Raw genomic sequence first — 16,316 nt, 5'->3', positions numbered from 1 at the left:
TGACGCGGCGCGGGTCTCGCCCGCCAGGCGATGACGCATGCCCATTGAGGATACCCGATGAAGAAATCATCATACGCCTTGCTCTTCGCTGCAGGCGTCCTGCTGGCCGGCCCCGCCACGGCCCAGCCGCTGCCGGAGACCGCAGCGATACCCGAGCGCGTTGCGCCGGGGACGACGCTGGTGATCGGCGATCCGCAGACCAGGGTCGCTCTCACCCTCTCGGGCGAGCTCGCCAAGCTGCCCTTCAAGGTCGAATGGGCCAACATTTCCGGCGGCCCGCAGACGATCGAGGCCTTTCGGGCCAAGGCGCTCGACATCGGCGCCGTCGCCGACATCCCGCCGATCCATGCGCAATGGACCGGGCTCGAGGTCAGGATCGTCGCCGCCAAGTTCCGGCGCGACCCGGTCGGCCATCCGATCTACGTGATCGCCACCGCGCCGGGCTCCGGCATCACCAAGCTCGAGGACATCAAGGGCCGCAAGATCGCCTTCAGCCCCGGCCAGGCGCAGGGCGCGCTCGTGCTGCGCGTGCTGAAGAAGTTGAATCTCAGGCATGACGAGGTCCAGCTCGTCGAATTGCCGAGCGTCGGCGACGCCTATGTCAACGCGCTGGCAAGCAAGCTCGTCGACGCAGCGCCGATCGCGGAGGCGAACAAGCAGCGCTTCGTCCAGAATTACGAGCGCGACGGCGCCAGGGCGCTGCCGCACGGCCTGCGCGACGATCCGGCCTATCTCTACGTCGTGAAGGCCTCGCTGGAGGACCCTGGCAAGGCCGCGGCGATCCGCGCCTATGTCCAGGCCTGGGGACGCGCCACGAAATGGATCGAGACCCATCCCGAGGAGTGGATCAAGGGCTATTACGTCAAGGACCAGGGCCTGAAGCCCGATTCCGGCCGTTTCCTGGTCCAATCGAACGGCGATCCCGACGTGCCGCTCGACTGGAGCGGGGCAATCGAGCGCCAGCAGGAGACCATCGATCTCTTGGCCGCCGAGCTGAAGAAGCCGGTCCTGAAGGCGCAGGCACTGTTCGACCGACGCTTCGAGCAGGTCGCCGGCGCGGCCTATCAGGGAGAGTGAGCCATGGCGGACATCTCGCTCACTGGCGGGCAGGGCGCAGTCGATCCCGCCTGGCTCAAACTCTCCCGCGGCCGGCCTGCCGGCGCGGTCGACACGCCGCGCCGCCGGCGCAAACTCGGCCCGGGCCGGCCGATCCCCTATGGCGCCGCGCTCGGACCGGCCCTGCTGCTTATCCTCTGGAGCGTCGGCTCGGCGACGGGCATCATCGACGACCGCATCCTCTCGGCGCCCTGGACAGTGGCGACGACCGGCTGGGAGCTGATCCAGGACGGGCGCCTGCAGGAGAATCTCTGGACCTCGTTCCAGCGCTCCTTCTGGGGCCTGTTCTGGGGCATCATCGCCGGCGCCACGCTCGGCGTCATCGCGGGCCTCAGCCGCATCGGCGAGTACCTCGTCGACGGCCCGATCCAGATCAAGCGCGCCATCCCGGCGCTGGCGCTGATCCCGCTGCTGATGCTCTGGTTCGGCATCGGCGAAGGCATGAAGGTCCTGACGATCGCGCTGATCACCTTTGCGCCGATCTATATCCAGACCCATGATGGGCTGCGCTCGACCGATGCCCGCTTCATCGAACTCGCCGAGACGCTCGATCTCAGCAATGCGCAGTTCCTGCGCCATGTCGTGCTGCCGGCGGCGCTGCCCGGCTTCCTGCTCGGCCTGCGCTTCGGCGTGACCTATTCCTGGCTGGCGCTGGTCGTGGTCGAGCAGGTCAACGCCACCAGCGGCCTCGGCTACATGATCAACCTTGCCCGCACCTATGGCCAGACCGAGGTCATTATCCTCTGCCTCGCCGTCTATGCCGCGCTCGGCCTGAGCTCGGACTGGCTGGTGCGCTTCATCACCCGAAAGGCTCTGCCATGGCGCAAGATTCTGGCCGACTGAACCAGCCGCCGGTTGTCTCGGTCCGCGGCCTCAGCCGCCGCTATGGCGAGCGCACCATCATCGATGGCGTCGATCTCGACATCGGTCGCGGCGAGTTCGTCGCTCTGCTCGGCCGCTCTGGCTCCGGCAAGAGCACCTTCCTGCGCGCGCTCGCCGGGCTCGACCATGGCGTGCCCGGCTCCGGCCGGCTGGGTACGCCCGACGCGGTCTCGGTCGTCTTCCAGGATGCGCGCCTGCTGCCCTGGAAGAAGGTCGTCGACAATGTCTCGCTCGGGCTGAGGGGCGAAACGCCGCGCGAGCGCGCTCTGCATGCACTCGCCGAGGTCGAGCTCACCGCGCGGGCGCAGGCTTGGCCGACGCAGCTTTCCGGCGGCGAGCAACAGCGCGCCGCGCTGGCCCGCTCGCTGGTGCGCGAGCCCGAGCTGCTGTTGCTCGACGAGCCCTTCGGCGCGCTCGATGCGTTGACCCGGCTGCGCATGCAGGCTCTGCTGCTCGATCTCTGCGCCCGCCATCGCCCAGCCGTGTTGCTCGTCACCCATGACGTCGACGAAGCGATCCACCTCGCCCAGCGCGTGCTGGTGCTCGACGAGGGGCGCTTCATCGTCGACCTCGATGTCGACCTGCCGGCGGAAGCCGGGGCGCGGCAGCGGCGTTTCGCCGAGGTACGCACCCAGTTGCTGAGCAGCCTCGGCGTCACGGGAGAGGAGCTGCGCCGCGTCGCCTGAGGCGCTGCGGCCGCGCTCCCCGGGCTTTCGGCTAGCGCTTGATCGCCGGGCAGGCGCTTTGGGCGAGCGGGCGGAAGGCCTGGTCGCCCGGGATGGTGGCGACGAGGTCGTAGAGGTCCCATTCGCCTTTCGACTCGGCCGGCTTCTTGACCTGGAAGACGTAGAAATCGTGCACCATGCGCCCGTCCTCGCGGAGCTTGGCATTGCGCACGACCTCGTCCTCGATCGGCAGCTCGCGCATCTTGGCGATCACCGTCTTGGCCTCGTCCGACTTCGCCGCGACGACCGCCTTGAGATAGTGCCGGACCGAGGAATAGACGCCGGCCTGGATCGCTGAGGGCACCGCGCCATGCGCCGCCTTGAAGCGCTCCGAGAAGGCGCGGGTGCGTTCGTCGATATCCCAGTAGAAGCCTTCGGTCAGGATCGTGCCCTGCGCCGAGGCGAGGCCGACGCTTTTGACGTCCATCGCGGTCAGGAAGAAGGCGACCAGTTTCTGCTTGTCCTGGCCGATGCCGAAATCGCGCGCCGTCTTGATCCCGGCGACGGTATCGCCGCCAGCATTGGCGAGCGCGATCAGGTCGGCGCCAGAGCCCTGCGCGGTCAGGAGCTGCGACGAGAGATCGACCGCCGGGAAGGCGTGCCGGACCGAGCCGACATAGCTGCCACCCTTGGCGGTGACGAGGGTCTTGGCGTCGGCCTCGAGCTGGTGGCCAAGCGCGTAGTCGGCGGTGACCAGGTACCATTTGGTGCCGGGTTTGGTCAGGTGGTTGGCGATCCCTGCGACCTGGACATAGGTGTCCCACATCCACTGGACGATATGGTCGGGCTGGCACGCGTCGCCGGTCAGGCGCGCCGTGCCGCCGGGGAAGAGGCCGACCCGGTTCTTGTCTTTCAGCAGCGGCGGGATGGCAAGCTGCAGCGAGGCGTTCGACATGTCGGCGAGCACGTCGACGCCCTGCCGGTCGATCCACTCGCGCGCGATCGCCGAGCCGACATCCGCCTTGTTCTGATGGTCGGCCGAGATCACCTCGATCTTCAGGCCGGCGCATTCCGCCTTCAGGCAGTCCTCGACCGCCAGGCGGGCCGCGGTGATCGAGCCCTTGCCGGTGATGTCGGAATAGACGCCGGACATGTCGGTGAGCACGCCGATCTTGACGGCGCCGTCAGAGATTTCGGCGGCAGCGGGCAGGGCGCCGAGCAATGCGGTGGCGATAGCGAGCGCCGAGACCAGACCCTTCATGTGAATTCCTCCCGTGGTGTTTTTCGTCGTTGCTAGCGGTCGTGCCAGTGCGCCATCGGCAGGCCGGCGACCGGTGATCTGAAAAAGGGGATGCGGCTGCCGCGCAGGCTGCCGATATAGGCGGTGCGAAGATCGGCGCCGCCGAAGCTGATGCTGGCGAACCAGGGCGCGATCGTGCCGCCGCAGGCGAGCATCAGCTCGGGCGTCACCTCATCGCGGGCGAAGGCGGCCATCAGCGCCTTGCCGGCCTTGCTGCCGCGATCGTCGTCGAGCAGGATGCGCAAATCGCCCTCCGGCGTGATCGCGAAGACCCGGTCGACCATCACATGCGTGCCCCAGAGATTGCCATGGGCGTCGAAGGCGATGCCGTCGATAAAGGCGCCATGGTTGCTCGGGCCGAAAATCTCGCGATCGGTGAGGCTGCCATCGGGCTGGACGCGCAATCGCGTCACCCGGCAGGCGCAGGTCTCGGCGACGTAGAGCCATTTCTCGTTGGCATCGAGACGGATCTCGTTGGTGAAGGCGAATCCATCCGCGACGATGCGCAGTCGCCCGCCATCATAGAGCGCGACATAGCCGTCGCGGACATTCGGGCTCATCGCCCGCATCCAGTTTGTCGTACGCGTCGAGATCGTCAGCCAGACCCGGTCCCTCCTGTCGCGCAGCACGAAATTGACCTTGCCGATCGCCTGCCCGTCGATCGTATCGACCAGCACGCTCGTCTCGCCCGAGCGAGTCATCACCTCCAGGCGGTCGGTGCCGAAATTCGAGATCAGCACGTCGCCATTGCGGGCGAAGGCGAGGCCGTTCGGCAAGGTGCCGGAGACAAAGCGCGCCTCCTCGTCGGCGGCCTCGGCGAAGCCGCGGCTCGCCGTCTGCGTGATCAGCTCCTGCGTGCCATCCGGCCTGATATGGACCACGCCGCCACGCGCATCGGCACTCCACAGCGAACCGTCACGCTCGGCCAAAATGCATTCCGGCCGCTGCAGGCCCTCGCCGACATAGCTGATAGCAGCCGGATCGATGCTGAAGCCGTCGAGCGGGTTGGGACGAGGCGACATGACGGCCCCTAGAAGTTCACGCGGTCGCCGCCCTTGAGGCCGAGCGTGGCGCGGGCCTCCTCGGGCGTTGCGATCTCGTAGCCGAGCTCCTCGACAATCCGGCGGATCTTGGCGACCTGCTCGGCATTGGAGGTCGCGAGCTTACCCTTGCCGATGAACAGGCTGTCTTCGAGCCCGACGCGGACATTGCCGCCCAGCATTGCGGCCTGTGTGCAGAAGGCCATCTGATGGCGCCCGGCCGCGAGCACCGACCAGTGATAATCCTTGCCGAACAGCTTGTCGGCGGTGCGCTTCATGAACATCAGGTTGTCGAGATCGGCACCGATGCCGCCGAGGATACCGAAGATCAATTGCAGGAAGACCGGCGGCCGGAACCAGCCGCGATCGAGGCAATGGGCGAGATTGTAGAGGTGGCCGACATCGTAGCATTCGTGCTCGAACTTGGTGCCGTGCCCCTCGCCGAGCAGTTTGTAGATGCGCTCGATGTCGCCGAAGGTGTTGCGGAAGATGAAGTCCTTGGTGTTGGCGAGATAGGGCTGCTCCCAGGAGTGCTTCCAGTCGCTGTACTTCTCGGCCAGCGGGTGCAGCGCGAAGTTCATCGAGCCCATGTTGAGCGAGCACATTTCGGGCGCGGCCTTGAGCGGCGCGGCGAGGCGTTCTTCGACGGTCATGGTCAGGCCGCCGCCGGTGGTGATGTTCACCACTGCGTCGGTCGCCTGCTTGATCCGCGGCAGGAACTCCATGAACACGGCGGGGTCAGGCGTGGGCCGGCCATCTTTCGGGTCGCGCGCATGCAGATGCAGGATCGCCGCGCCCGCCTCCGCCGCCGCGATCGCCTGGCTGGCGATCTCGTCCGGCGTGATCGGCAGGTGCTCGGACATGGTCGGCGTGTGGATGCCACCGGTGATCGCGCAGGTGATGATGACCTTGCTCATGGAGCTCTCCTTCGTCCCCGTACTCAGACCGGCAGGATCGCGACCGCCCGGGTCCAGCCGGCCGAGCCGTTGCGGACCTTCACCGGCAGGCAGCTGATCATGAAACCGGTCGCCGGCAGCGCTTCGAGATTGTGCAGCTTCTCGATCTGGCAGTAGCCGGCCTCGCGCCCGGCCTTGTGGCCTTCCCAGATCAGCGAGGCATCGCCGGTCTCGGCGAAGCGGCGGGCGGTGTGGCTGAACGGCGCGTCCCAGCTCCAGCCATCGGTGCCGACCACCTTGATGCCCTGCCGGACCAGATGCAGCGTCGCCTCGCGGCCGAAGCCACAGCCGGAATCGACATAGTCGACTTCGCCGTAGCGTGCGCCGGCCCGGGTATTGGCAACGACGATCTCGAGCGGGCTGAGCCTGTGGCCGATCCGCGCAAGCTCGGCGTCGATCTCGGCGGCGGTAACGACACGGCCGTCGGGCAGATGGCGGAAATCGAGCTTCACCCCCGGCTGCAGGAACCAGTCGAGCGGGCATTCGTCGATCCTGAGCGCCGGCGCGCCGCCATCCTGGGTCGGATGATAATGCCAGGGCGCATCGACATGGGTGCCGTTATGCGTCGAGATCGTCGCGAGCTCGACCGCCCAGCCCATGCCATCCGGCAGCTGCTCGGGCCTCAACCCCGGAAACGCCGCCGCGATGTCCTTCGCAGTCGCCTCATGCGTGCGATAGTCGATCCGGACCTTCTGGAAGGGCGGGTCGGCGGGGACGTCGTTCTCGAGCGGAATCGACAGGTCGACGAGGCGGCCTGGCAGCATGCCGGTGTGTCCTCCCTTGACGCGTGTTCTCTGTGGTTCGAATTTGGACGAACGTCCGACCTATAGCAAGCTTGCCGCTTTCTGGTAAGAGCGATTCGCTGGATTTCCGGAGGACACGATGTCCGCGATGCCGACGCGCGACCGCATTCTCGACGCTGCCGAGCGCCTCTTCGCCGAGCGCGGCGGCGCCGACGGCGCGTCCATGCGCGATCTTGCGGCTGCGGCGGGCGTGCGGCTCTCGCAGCTCAGCTATCATTTCGGCTCGAAGGAGGCGCTTTACCGCGCCGTCTTCGCCCGCCGGGCGCATGCCCTGGCGCTGGCGCGCGCCCAGGCCCTCGGCGAGGCGCTGGCCCGGCCGGCGCTCGACATCGGCGAGATTGTCGCCGCCTTCATCGGCCCCTCCGTACGCCAGCGTTTCACCGAGGGCGTCCAGGGCGCGGCCTTCGCCATGATGACCGCACGCGAAGCCGTCGACCCGCGCGAGGCGGCGCGCGGCGTCCTCGCCGAGCATTTCGACCCGACCGCGCGGCAGTTCCTCGCCGCGCTCGGCAAGCTCTATCCGCAAGCGCCGGAGGGCGCTCTGGTCGACGCCTATCTCTTCATGGTCGGCTCGCTCGTGATGACCATGGCCGCCGGCGACCGCGCCATGCGGCTCGATCAACAGCGCGACTCCGTTCCGGTGGCCGAGAATGCCGATCTCCTGCTGCAACGCCTGACGGATTTCTGCGCCGCGGGCATCAATGGTTTGCTGAAAGGCCGCTGAACCGGTTTATCCGGCCGCAGGCAAGGGAAAGTGGATCAGATCATGCGCCGAGAGATCATCGAAGTCCCCGTCATCTCCGAGGCGATCCGCCGGCTCGGCGCGCCGACCTCGGCATTGGCCCGTGCCGGCGACCTGCTCTTCACCTGCGGCATGCCGCCGATCGATGCGGTGACCGGCGAGATCGTCACGGGCGACATCGAGACGCAGACCCGCGCCGCGATGGAGGCGCTGGCCGTGACCCTGCGCCATGGCGGCTCCTCGCTCGATGCGGTGATCAAGGCAACGATCTTCGTCACCGATCCCGCCCTGATGGCCGGCGTCAACGCAGTCTATCGAACCTACTTCACCACGGGCTTTCCGGCCCGGACCAGCGCCGCGATCCGGCCCTGGCCGCTGCCTTTCGACATCGAGATCGAATGCGTCGCGGCGATCGGCTGACGCCGCAAATCAGCGGTCCGCCCGCGCCACCACGGTATGCAGCAGCACGTTGAGGCCGGGCTCGAGATCGTCGGGCGTGCACAGTTCCTGGTTGTTGTGGGTGATGCCGCCCTTGCAGGGCGCGAAGATCATCGTCGTCGGCGCGTGGCGGGCAACGAAATAGGCGTCGTGCCCGGCCTGGCTCAGGATATCCAGCGTGCGGTAGCCGAGGCCGAGCGAGGTCGACCGGACCTGGTCGATCAACTCGTTGGCAAAGACCTTGCCGCCCCAGTTCCAGACATCGAGGATTTCGGCCGTGCAGTCGGCCCGCGCCGCGGCCTCATGCACGGCGCGGCGCACGCGCTCGGCCATCACGGCAGCGGTTTCCGGATCGGCATGGCGGACATCGCAGGTCGCCTGCGCCCAGTCTGACAGGATGCCGGGCTTGTTCGGCCAGGCCACCAGCCGCGACGCCGTCGCCTTGCCACCACTGCCGGCATGCTCCCAGCCGAGATCGTCGACCGCGACGAGGAGGCGCGCGCCGGCGATCAGCGCGTTCTTGCGCCGCTCCATCGGCCAGGGGCCGGTATGGGCGGTCTCGCCGCGGAACTCGACCAGCATGCCGGTGCTGGCAAAGCCGCCGGTGACGACGCCGACCTGCATGCCCTCGCGGTCGAGGATCGGCCCCTGTTCGATATGGAATTCGACATAGGCGTCGAACGGATGCGGCGCCTTCTCCATAGCGCCGCGATAGCCGATGCGGTCGAGCTCCTCGCCGATCGTCTTGCCGTCGTCGTCGCGCCGGCCGAGCGCCCAGTCGAGGGTATAGGCGCCGGTGAAGCAGCCCGAACCGACCATCGGCGGCGAGAAGCGCCCGCCCTCCTCATTGGTCCAGTTGACGATCTCCAATGGCCGCTTCGTGCGGTGGCCGAGCTGGTCGAGCGTGCGGCAGACTTCGAGCCCGCCGAGCACGCCGGCGATGCCGTCGAAGCGCCCGCCATTCACCTGCGTGTCGAGATGGCTGCCCATCACCACCGGTGGCAGGCTGTCGTCCTGCCCGGCACGGCGCGCGAAGATGTTGCCGATGCCATCGACCCGTATGCTCAGGCCCGCCTGCCGGCACCACTCGACGAAGACGTCGCGCACCTCTCTATCCGCATCGCCGAGCGCCAGCCGCGATAGCCCGCCCGGCCGGCCGATGCCGATCTCGCCGGAGCGTTCGATCGTCGTCCAGAAGCGCCCGATATCGATGCGCGCGGTTGCTGGCAGGCCCATGAATGTCCCCTGATCCCGAGCGCTGAGGGCGCCGCTTCGAGAGCCACAATCGAGGCGGCGGCCCGCTCCTGGCAAATCGATATTGGTGATGGGTTTCTCCGGTCCGGGTGGAACGGATGGGCACACGCTCCGGTATGTCATCGGCGCAGAAGGCGCTTGACAGGCGTGCATGCGAAGTGGAATGATTATTCTATTGAATATCTAAAACGGTTTTTTTGTTTCGTTTTGAATGAAGCGCAGAGTCGGCGGCCGCGCTCGAAGTGCGTCCTCCTTTCTGCACCATCCAGGCCGGTCGCGACGCTTCGCGCCCCGCCATGTCGCCCCAAAACCGGCCGATCGAACCCGATCGGACCGACAACGAAAGCGGGGAACATCCCCGCAAGGGAGGATGAGATGAAGCGGTTTCTCGCAGGAATGATTGCTGTCGCCGCTATCGCGGTCACCGGTGCGACGCCGAGCGTCGCCCAGAACACCAGGATCATCGTCGTCAGCCATGGCCAGGCCGCGGACCCGTTCTGGTCGGTGGTCAAGAACGGCGTCGCCAAGGCCGCGGCCGATCTGAAGGTCTCCGTGGATTATCGCGCTCCCGAGACCTTCGACATGGTGGCGATGAGCCAGTTGATCGACGCCGCGGTGAACCAGAAGCCGGCCGGTCTCATCGTCTCGATCCCCGACGCCTCGGCGCTCGGCCCGTCGATCCAGAAGGCTGTCGCTGCCGGCATCCCGGTGATCTCGATGAACTCCGGCTCCGACGTCTCGAAGAAGCTCGGGGCCCTCTTGCATGTCGGCCAGGACGAGTTCGACGCCGGCAAGGCCGCCGGCGAGAAGCTCGCTAGCATGGGCGGCAAGGTCGGCGTCTGCGTCAATCACGAGGTCGGCAATGTCGCGCTCGACCTGCGCTGCAAGGGCTTTGCCGAAGGCTTCAAGGGCAAGGTCACGGTGCTGCCGGTCTCGAACGATCCGACCGAGATTCGCTCCAAGGTCAAGGCGGCGCTCTCTGATGCCAGCGTCGACACGGTGATGGCGCTCAGCGCCTCGCTCGGCGGCGAGCCGACCCTGGCGGGCGTCAAGGAAGCCGGCAAGATCGCCACCGTCCGCGTCGCCACCTTCGATCTCTCTGCCAACTTCCTCAAGGCGATCGCGGCCGGCGAAGCGGCCTTTGGCATCGATCAGCAGCAATTCCTGCAGGGCTACCTGCCGGTCGCCTTCCTGGCGCTCAATGCCCAATACGGGCTCGTCCCCGGCGGCAATGTTCCGTCCGGCCCGAACCTGGTCACCAAGGAGAAGGCGGCCCAGGTCGTCGACCTCTCGGCCAAGGGCATCCGCTGAGTGCTCAGCGGCGGCGCGACAAGCGCCGCCGCTGCCTCCCGGGCAGTTTCAGCATCCAATGAGGCGCGCCATGGCCATGCCGACCGCCGATCTCGCCGCGGGCCCGTCCCGGCCCAATGACCCGGCTGCAACGGCCCGCGACGAGCGGCTGCGCCGCGTCTCGCTCATCGCCCGGCTGATGCGTCGGCCGGAGCTCGGCGCCGTCGCCGGGCTCGTGCTGGTGACGATCTTCTTCGCGCTTACCGCCAATCCGGCGATGTTCACCCTCGCCGGCCTCATGACCGTATTGTCGCCGGCGGGCCAGCTCGGCATCCTCGCCATCGCCGCCGCGCTGCTGATGATCGGCGGCGAATTCGACCTTTCGATCGGCTCGATGATCGCCTTCGCCGGCCTGGTCTTCGGCGCGCTGATCGTCGTCGGCGACCTGCCGTTGCTTGCGGCGATCGTCGCGACCTTCGTCTTCGCCGGACTGATGGGCGCGGTGAACGGCCAGATCGTCATCCGCACGCGCCTGCCCTCCTTCATCGTCACCCTCGCCTTCCTCTTCATCCTGCGCGGGCTCTCGTTGGTCGGGCTGAAATGGGCGACCGGCGGCTCGACGCAGTTGCGCGGCATCGGCGACAAGGCGGGCGAGGGCCTGATCCGCGAGCTTTTCTCCGGCCAGGCGCTGGAACCGCTCTTCGGCTGGCTCGCCAAGGCCGATTGGATCGCCAAGTTCCCGAACGGCGTGCCGACCGTGACCGGCGTTCCCGTCTCGATTCTCTGGTTCCTCGCCATCGCGGCGCTTGCGACCTATGTCCTGCTGCGCACCCGCTTCGGCAACTGGATCTTCGCGGCCGGCGGCGATGCCAATGCGGCGCGCAATTCCGGCGTGCCCGTCAATCTGGTCAAGACGACCCTGTTCGTGCTGACCGCCTGCGCCGCCACGCTCGTCGCGATCCTGACCGTGCTCGATGCCGGCTCGACCGATGCTCGCCGCGGCTTCCAGAAGGAGTTCGAGGCGATCATCGCCGCGGTGATCGGCGGCTGCCTGCTGACCGGCGGCTATGGCTCGGCGATCGGCGCCTTCTTCGGCGCGATCATCTTCGGCATGGTCTCGATCGGCCTGACCTACACCAGCTTCGACAGTGACTGGTTCCAGGTCTTCCTCGGCGGGATGCTGCTGCTCGCCGTGCTGTTCAACAACTACATCCGCCGCAAGGCGACAGGGGAGCGCTGAGCATGACCACCGCAGCTCCGGAACAAGCGCCGCTCATCGAAGTCCGCGACATCGTCAAGCATTTCGGCTCGGTGATCGCGCTCTCGGGCGTCTCGCTCAAGGTCTCCTCTGGCGAGGTGCTCTGCCTGCTCGGCGACAACGGCGCCGGCAAGTCGACGCTGATCAAGACGCTCTCGGGCTGTCATAAGCCGAGCTCGGGCGAGTTCCTGGTCGAGGGCCGGCCGGTCACCTTCTCGAGTCCGCGCGATGCGCTCGATGCCGGCATCGCCACCGTCTATCAGGATCTGGCGATGATCCCGCTGATGTCGATCACGCGGAACTTCTTCATGGGCCGCGAGCCGATCCGCGGTTTCGGCCCGCTGAAATGGATCGATTTCGATCTCGCCCATGCGGTGACGCGCGACGAGATGCACCGGATCGGTATCGACATCCGCGACCCGCACCAGGCGGTCGGCACGCTCTCGGGCGGCGAGCGCCAATGCGTCGCCATTGCACGCGCGGTCTATTTCGGCGCCAAGGTGCTGATCCTCGACGAGCCGACCTCGGCGCTCGGCGTCGCCCAGACCTCGATGGTGCTGAAATACATCAATCTGGTGCGGGCCAAGGGGCTCGGCGTGATCTTCATCACCCATAATGTCCGCCACGCCTATGCCGTCGGCGACCGCTTCACCGTGCTCAACCGCGGCAAGACGCTCGGCACCTACGCCAAGTCCGGCATCGCCATGGACGAGCTGCAGAACCTGATGGCCGGCGGCAAGGAATTGCAGGCGCTCTCGGCCGATCTCGGCGGCACGGTCTGAGCCGACTGCCATCTTCCGGGCGAAGATCCCACTCTCATCACGGAGATTGCCTATGCGCGCGCTCGGCGTTGGCCTGATCGGCACCGGCTATATGGGCAAGTGCCATGCGCTCGCCTGGAACGCCGTCGCCCCGGTCTTCGGCGATGTCCCGCATCCGAGGCTCGCCGTACTCTGCGAGGTCGATGAAGCCCTGGCCGCGCAGCGCGCCGGTGAATTCGGCTTCGCCGAGGCGACCGCCGATTGGCAGGCGATCATTGCCCACCCCGATGTCGATGTCGTCTCGATCACCACGCCAAATGCCTTTCATGCCGAGATGGCGATCGCGGCGCTCGCCGCCGGCAAGCATGTCTGGTGCGAGAAGCCGATGGCGACGAGTCTTGGCGATGCCGAAGCGATGCTGGCGGCGGCGAAGGCGGCCGGCACGGTCGCTGCGCTCGGCTACAACTACATCCAGAATCCGGCGATCCGCCTGGCCAGGCGCCTGATCGCGGAGGGTGCGATCGGCGAGGTCAACCATGTCCGCGTCGAGATGGACGAGGATTTCATGGCCGATGCCGGCGTCCCGTTCTCCTGGAAGAGTGAGGCCGCCTCAGGTCATGGCGCGCTCGACGATTTCGGCGTGCACGCCTTCTCGCTGCTCAAGGTGCTGGTCGGCGAGGTCGATTCGGTGATGGCTGACATGGCCAGGCCCTATGCGGAACGGCCGCTGGCGGCCGGTGGCAGCCGTCCTGTCGAGACGCACGATATCGCTACGCTCCTGCTGCGCCTCTCCTCCGGCGCCTCCGGGCTTGTCGCGCTCAACCGCTCGGCCTGGGGCCGCAAGGGCCGGATCGCGCTGCAGGTCTTCGGTGCGAAGGGCACGATCGCCTATGATCAGGAGCGGATGAACGAGATCGAGCTCTACACCGCCGAGGGTGCCAGCGATGTCCAGGGCTTCCGCCGCATCCTGACTGCGCCGGCGCACGAGCCCTATGGCCGCTTCATCCCGGCTCCCGGCCACGGCCTCGGCTTCAATGAGCTCAAGATCATCGAATGCCGCGAACTGCTGCGCGCGATCGCGGGAGAACCGGCACATCTCCTCGATTTCGAGGCCGGTCTGCGCATCGAGCGCACGGTCGAGGCCGCGGCCAGGAGTTTCCGCGATGGGCGCTGGACAACGGTCTGACCGGCTGTTTCGCTAGCTCGGCGGGGACAACGTGCGATTCTCGTATGTCGGGCCAGTTTCGGTCGGCGGGAAACCGAGCTAGGGATATCGTTCGTATACGAACGAGGATCAACGATGGCGCGACCGGGTAGTGCGGCCGAGACGCCCGAACCTGCCGACGAGAGCTATGATCTCGCCGAACAGGTCGGCTTCATCATGCGCCAGGCGGCGCAGCGCCATGTCTCGATCTTCAACGAGATCATGGGCAGCGACCTGACGCCGACCCAATGGGCGGTGCTGGCGCGGCTCTATCAGGATGGCGGCTCCTCGCAGAACCTGCTCGGCCGCCAGACCGCCATGGACGCCGCCACGATCAAGGGCGTGGTCGACCGGCTGCTCAAGCGCAAGCTGGTGCAGACCAAGCCCGATCCCGAGGATGGCCGCCGGCTCATCGTCGAGCTCAGCCAAGCGGGCGTCGACTACACCCGCGAGCTGCTACCCAAGGCAGAAACCGTCACCAAGGTGACGCTGGCCCCGCTCGCCACCAACCAGCGCGCCACGCTGATCGCGTTGTTGAAGCAATTGCGCTGAGGCGCCGCCGCTAGGCGATCACGTAGCAGTCGCAGGCTTCCGCCATCGCCCGGGCTTCGTCCAGATCGCTCGAGGCACTGGCGTGGATGGCAAAGAGTGGGTCGCCCGCCGCGACCTGGTCGCCGACATGACGGCGCAAATCGATGCCGGCTGCCTTGTCGAAGGGCGCGCCGGCGCGTCGCGCGATGCCCGCCACCGCCCAGCCGTCGATCTCGCTGACCGTGCCGGCTTTCGGCGAGCGCACCGTATGGACGAGCAGCCCGGGCGCGACCGGCAGTTCGCGTCGCCCTTGCGCGTCGATGATCCGTTCGAAGGCGGCGCGCGCCGCGCCAGAGCGCAGCAACTCTTCGGCCCGTGCCCGCCCGGCTGCGACCGAGCCCAGCGCCGGGTCCCAGCCGAGGATGCGGCTGGCGAAGAACAGCGCTTTCTCGACGAGGTCGGTCGGCGCCTGCGGGTCATTGTCGAGTACCCAGCCGACATCGCGGCATTCCAGTGCCGGGCCGATGCCGCGCCCGATCGGGCGGGTCCCGTCGGTGGGGAAGGCTTTGACCACGAGGCCGAGCCCGGCTCCGACCGTCTCGAACAATTGCGCGAGCTCGGCGGCTTCCGCCCCGCTTTTCAGCTTGGTGCGCGGGCCATAGGGCAGGTCGACGATGACATGGGTCGAGCCGGCCGTGAGTTTCTTCGACAGGATCGAGGCGACCGACCAGCGGTTCGAATCGATGCCGAGCGGCCGCGTGATCGCGTTCATCACGTCGTCGACGACAGAGTGGTTCAGCCGTCCGTTCCAGGCGATGCAACCGCGCGCCTTTTCCACGCAGGCGCGCAGCTCGGCCGGGTTCAACTCGACGCGGGCGAGCGCCTCCATCGCATCGGCCGTGCCGGCCGCCGAGGTGATGGCGCGCGAGGAGGTCTTCGGCATCAGGAAGGCGCCGTGCGCGGTGACGATCGGCACCACGATCAGGGTGATCCGGCTGCCGGGAATGCCGCCCATCGAATGCTTGTCGACGACGATCTTGTCCGGCCAGGTGATTGTCTGGGCGAAGCGGCTGCGCACCCGCGCCAGCGAGACGACTTCCTCGTCGGAGAGCTTTTGCGTCGCCGCGACCAGGAAGGCGGCGACCTCGCCATCGGGATAGCGGGCTTCGACGATGTCGCGAATCAGCGTGTGGTACTGCTCTTCCGAGAGCTCGCCACCCTGGATCTTTCGGGTCAGCGCGGCGCGGCTCTCGGGCGAGGGCGTGCGCCTGAGCGTGACCTCGCTGCCCTCGGGCAAGCCGAGCTCGTCGAAGGCCTCGGCCGAGAGGCCGATCTCGTCGCCGGCGAGCAGCGCGGGCAGGTCGATGACCTGCACATCCGAGCGGGTGCTGGCTGTCGCTCCCGAAATCTCGATCCGGCCCGGCCCGAGATAGTCGAAACCGTTGACGATCTCGCCCTTGGCCGGGAGGTAGGCGCAATGCGCCCGGCCGGCAAAGAGCGGCAGCCGGCGCAGCCGCATCGTATTGGCGGCGGCCTCGACGGCGGCGATGAAGCGCTCGACGCCGATCTCGACGCTCTGGTCGTTGCAGATCGTCGCCGCCCTGATCCCTTCCGGACGGGGCTCGACCGTGCGCGACAGGCGCTTCTCGATCGCCTCGCCGCTCTCGCGCCCGCGCCCGGCGATGCGGGCGGCAAGCACCTCGGGCGGCGCCGTCACCTCGACGACGACGAAGCGTGGCAGGTGTTTGGCAAGCGCCGCGATCGTGGCACGCGAGCCGTTGGCGATGACGTTGCGGCCGGCTTCGACCAGGCGCTTGAGCTCGGCCGGCAGGCCGTAGCGCAGGCCATGGGCGCCCCAGGTGATCAGGAAGTCGCCTTGGGCCTCACGCGCGTCGAAAGCCTCGTCCGTCGCCGCCTCGTGATCCTCGCCCGGCGAGCCAGCCGGGCGGGTGACGACGCGCCGCGCGAAGACATAGCGGCCGGTCGGCTCCAGCAAGGTGCGGGCGCCGTCGATCAGCGAGTCCTTGCCGGCCCCGCTCGGGCCGACGACGAGGAAGAAGGTACCGGGCCGCATCT

At 67.5% G+C, this 16,316-nt stretch carries 16 protein-coding genes; 10 read left to right on the top strand and 6 right to left on the bottom strand.

Annotated elements, in window-relative coordinates:
- The first annotated feature begins 57 nt into the window (after positions 1 to 57).
- From ACSQ3M_RS21145 to ACSQ3M_RS21135, 3 genes are read left to right on the top strand one after another with little or no spacing between them, the layout of a single operon-like run.
- Positions 58 to 1,077, top strand: coding sequence for an ABC transporter substrate-binding protein (locus tag ACSQ3M_RS21145; protein WP_436152046.1), 1,020 nt, complete (start codon positions 58 to 60; stop codon positions 1,075 to 1,077).
- 3 nt (positions 1,078 to 1,080) lie between these two features.
- Entirely contained in the window at positions 1,081 to 1,959 is an 879-nt protein-coding gene (locus ACSQ3M_RS21140; RefSeq protein ID WP_436152045.1) for an ABC transporter permease, read from the top strand.
- Entirely contained in the window at positions 1,935 to 2,684 is a 750-nt protein-coding gene (locus tag ACSQ3M_RS21135; RefSeq protein WP_436152044.1) for an ABC transporter ATP-binding protein, read from the top strand. The genes ACSQ3M_RS21140 and ACSQ3M_RS21135 overlap by 25 nt, the downstream gene beginning before the upstream one ends.
- Before the next feature lie 31 nt (positions 2,685 to 2,715).
- Here ACSQ3M_RS21135 and ACSQ3M_RS21130 read toward each other — a convergent pair whose 3' ends face one another.
- From ACSQ3M_RS21130 to ACSQ3M_RS21115, 4 genes are read right to left on the bottom strand one after another with little or no spacing between them, the layout of a single operon-like run.
- Positions 2,716 to 3,924 (bottom strand): ABC transporter substrate-binding protein, encoded by a 1,209-nt coding sequence (locus ACSQ3M_RS21130; RefSeq protein ID WP_436152043.1) that lies wholly within the window; start codon positions 3,922 to 3,924, stop codon positions 2,716 to 2,718.
- Positions 3,925 to 3,956: 32 nt separating this feature from the next.
- Entirely contained in the window at positions 3,957 to 4,985 is a 1,029-nt protein-coding gene (locus ACSQ3M_RS21125) for an SMP-30/gluconolactonase/LRE family protein (RefSeq protein WP_436152042.1), read from the bottom strand.
- 8 nt (positions 4,986 to 4,993) lie between these two features.
- Positions 4,994 to 5,920 carry a 3-keto-5-aminohexanoate cleavage protein gene (locus ACSQ3M_RS21120; RefSeq protein ID WP_436152041.1) on the bottom strand — a complete coding sequence of 309 codons (927 nt, stop codon included), beginning with the start codon at positions 5,918 to 5,920 and terminating at the stop codon, positions 4,994 to 4,996.
- Between the two features lie 23 nt (positions 5,921 to 5,943).
- A complete protein-coding gene (locus ACSQ3M_RS21115; protein WP_436152040.1) occupies positions 5,944 to 6,723 on the bottom strand; it encodes a cyclase family protein in 780 nt (259 codons plus the stop codon).
- A 118-nt stretch (positions 6,724 to 6,841) separates the two neighbouring features.
- Between ACSQ3M_RS21115 and ACSQ3M_RS21110 the strand changes: the two genes are divergently transcribed.
- The gene (locus tag ACSQ3M_RS21110) at positions 6,842 to 7,486 is read left to right on the top strand and encodes a TetR/AcrR family transcriptional regulator (RefSeq protein WP_436152039.1); all 645 of its coding nucleotides are present in this window, start codon (positions 6,842 to 6,844) and stop codon (positions 7,484 to 7,486) included.
- Positions 7,487 to 7,528: 42 nt separating this feature from the next.
- Complete coding sequence (locus ACSQ3M_RS21105) at positions 7,529 to 7,924, top strand: RidA family protein (protein ID WP_436152038.1); 396 nt, start codon at positions 7,529 to 7,531, stop codon at positions 7,922 to 7,924.
- Positions 7,925 to 7,933: 9 nt separating this feature from the next.
- Here ACSQ3M_RS21105 and ACSQ3M_RS21100 read toward each other — a convergent pair whose 3' ends face one another.
- Positions 7,934 to 9,178 (bottom strand): Zn-dependent hydrolase, encoded by a 1,245-nt coding sequence (locus ACSQ3M_RS21100; RefSeq protein WP_436152037.1) that lies wholly within the window; start codon positions 9,176 to 9,178, stop codon positions 7,934 to 7,936.
- Between the two features lie 393 nt (positions 9,179 to 9,571).
- On the opposite strand from ACSQ3M_RS21100, the gene ACSQ3M_RS21095 reads away from it, so the two are divergent.
- From ACSQ3M_RS21095 to ACSQ3M_RS21075, 5 genes are all read left to right on the top strand, one after another.
- Positions 9,572 to 10,507: a sugar ABC transporter substrate-binding protein gene (locus ACSQ3M_RS21095; RefSeq protein ID WP_436152036.1), complete on the top strand. Its 936-nt coding sequence runs from the start codon at positions 9,572 to 9,574 to the stop codon at positions 10,505 to 10,507.
- Positions 10,508 to 10,583: 76 nt separating this feature from the next.
- Positions 10,584 to 11,726: an ABC transporter permease gene (locus ACSQ3M_RS21090; protein WP_436152253.1), complete on the top strand. Its 1,143-nt coding sequence runs from the start codon at positions 10,584 to 10,586 to the stop codon at positions 11,724 to 11,726.
- A gap of 2 nt (positions 11,727 to 11,728) precedes the next feature.
- Positions 11,729 to 12,526: an ATP-binding cassette domain-containing protein gene (locus ACSQ3M_RS21085; protein ID WP_436152035.1), complete on the top strand. Its 798-nt coding sequence runs from the start codon at positions 11,729 to 11,731 to the stop codon at positions 12,524 to 12,526.
- A 52-nt stretch (positions 12,527 to 12,578) separates the two neighbouring features.
- Complete coding sequence (locus tag ACSQ3M_RS21080) at positions 12,579 to 13,691, top strand: Gfo/Idh/MocA family protein (RefSeq protein ID WP_436152034.1); 1,113 nt, start codon at positions 12,579 to 12,581, stop codon at positions 13,689 to 13,691.
- A gap of 114 nt (positions 13,692 to 13,805) precedes the next feature.
- Complete coding sequence (locus ACSQ3M_RS21075; protein ID WP_436152033.1) at positions 13,806 to 14,261, top strand: MarR family winged helix-turn-helix transcriptional regulator; 456 nt, start codon at positions 13,806 to 13,808, stop codon at positions 14,259 to 14,261.
- 10 nt (positions 14,262 to 14,271) lie between these two features.
- Here the strand turns inward: ACSQ3M_RS21075 and phnN are convergent, their stop codons facing one another.
- On the bottom strand, positions 14,272 to 16,314 hold the full coding sequence (gene phnN, locus ACSQ3M_RS21070) for a phosphonate metabolism protein/1,5-bisphosphokinase (PRPP-forming) PhnN (RefSeq protein WP_436152032.1): 2,043 nt from the start codon (positions 16,312 to 16,314) through the stop codon (positions 14,272 to 14,274).
- Between the last annotated feature and the right edge of the window lie 2 nt (positions 16,315 to 16,316).

It is taken from the genome of Allobosea sp. LjRoot90, assembly GCF_964254315.1.
In the GTDB taxonomy this organism is placed as follows: domain Bacteria; phylum Pseudomonadota; class Alphaproteobacteria; order Rhizobiales; family Beijerinckiaceae; genus Allobosea.
This window is presented reverse-complemented; position numbering and strand designations above follow the sequence as displayed.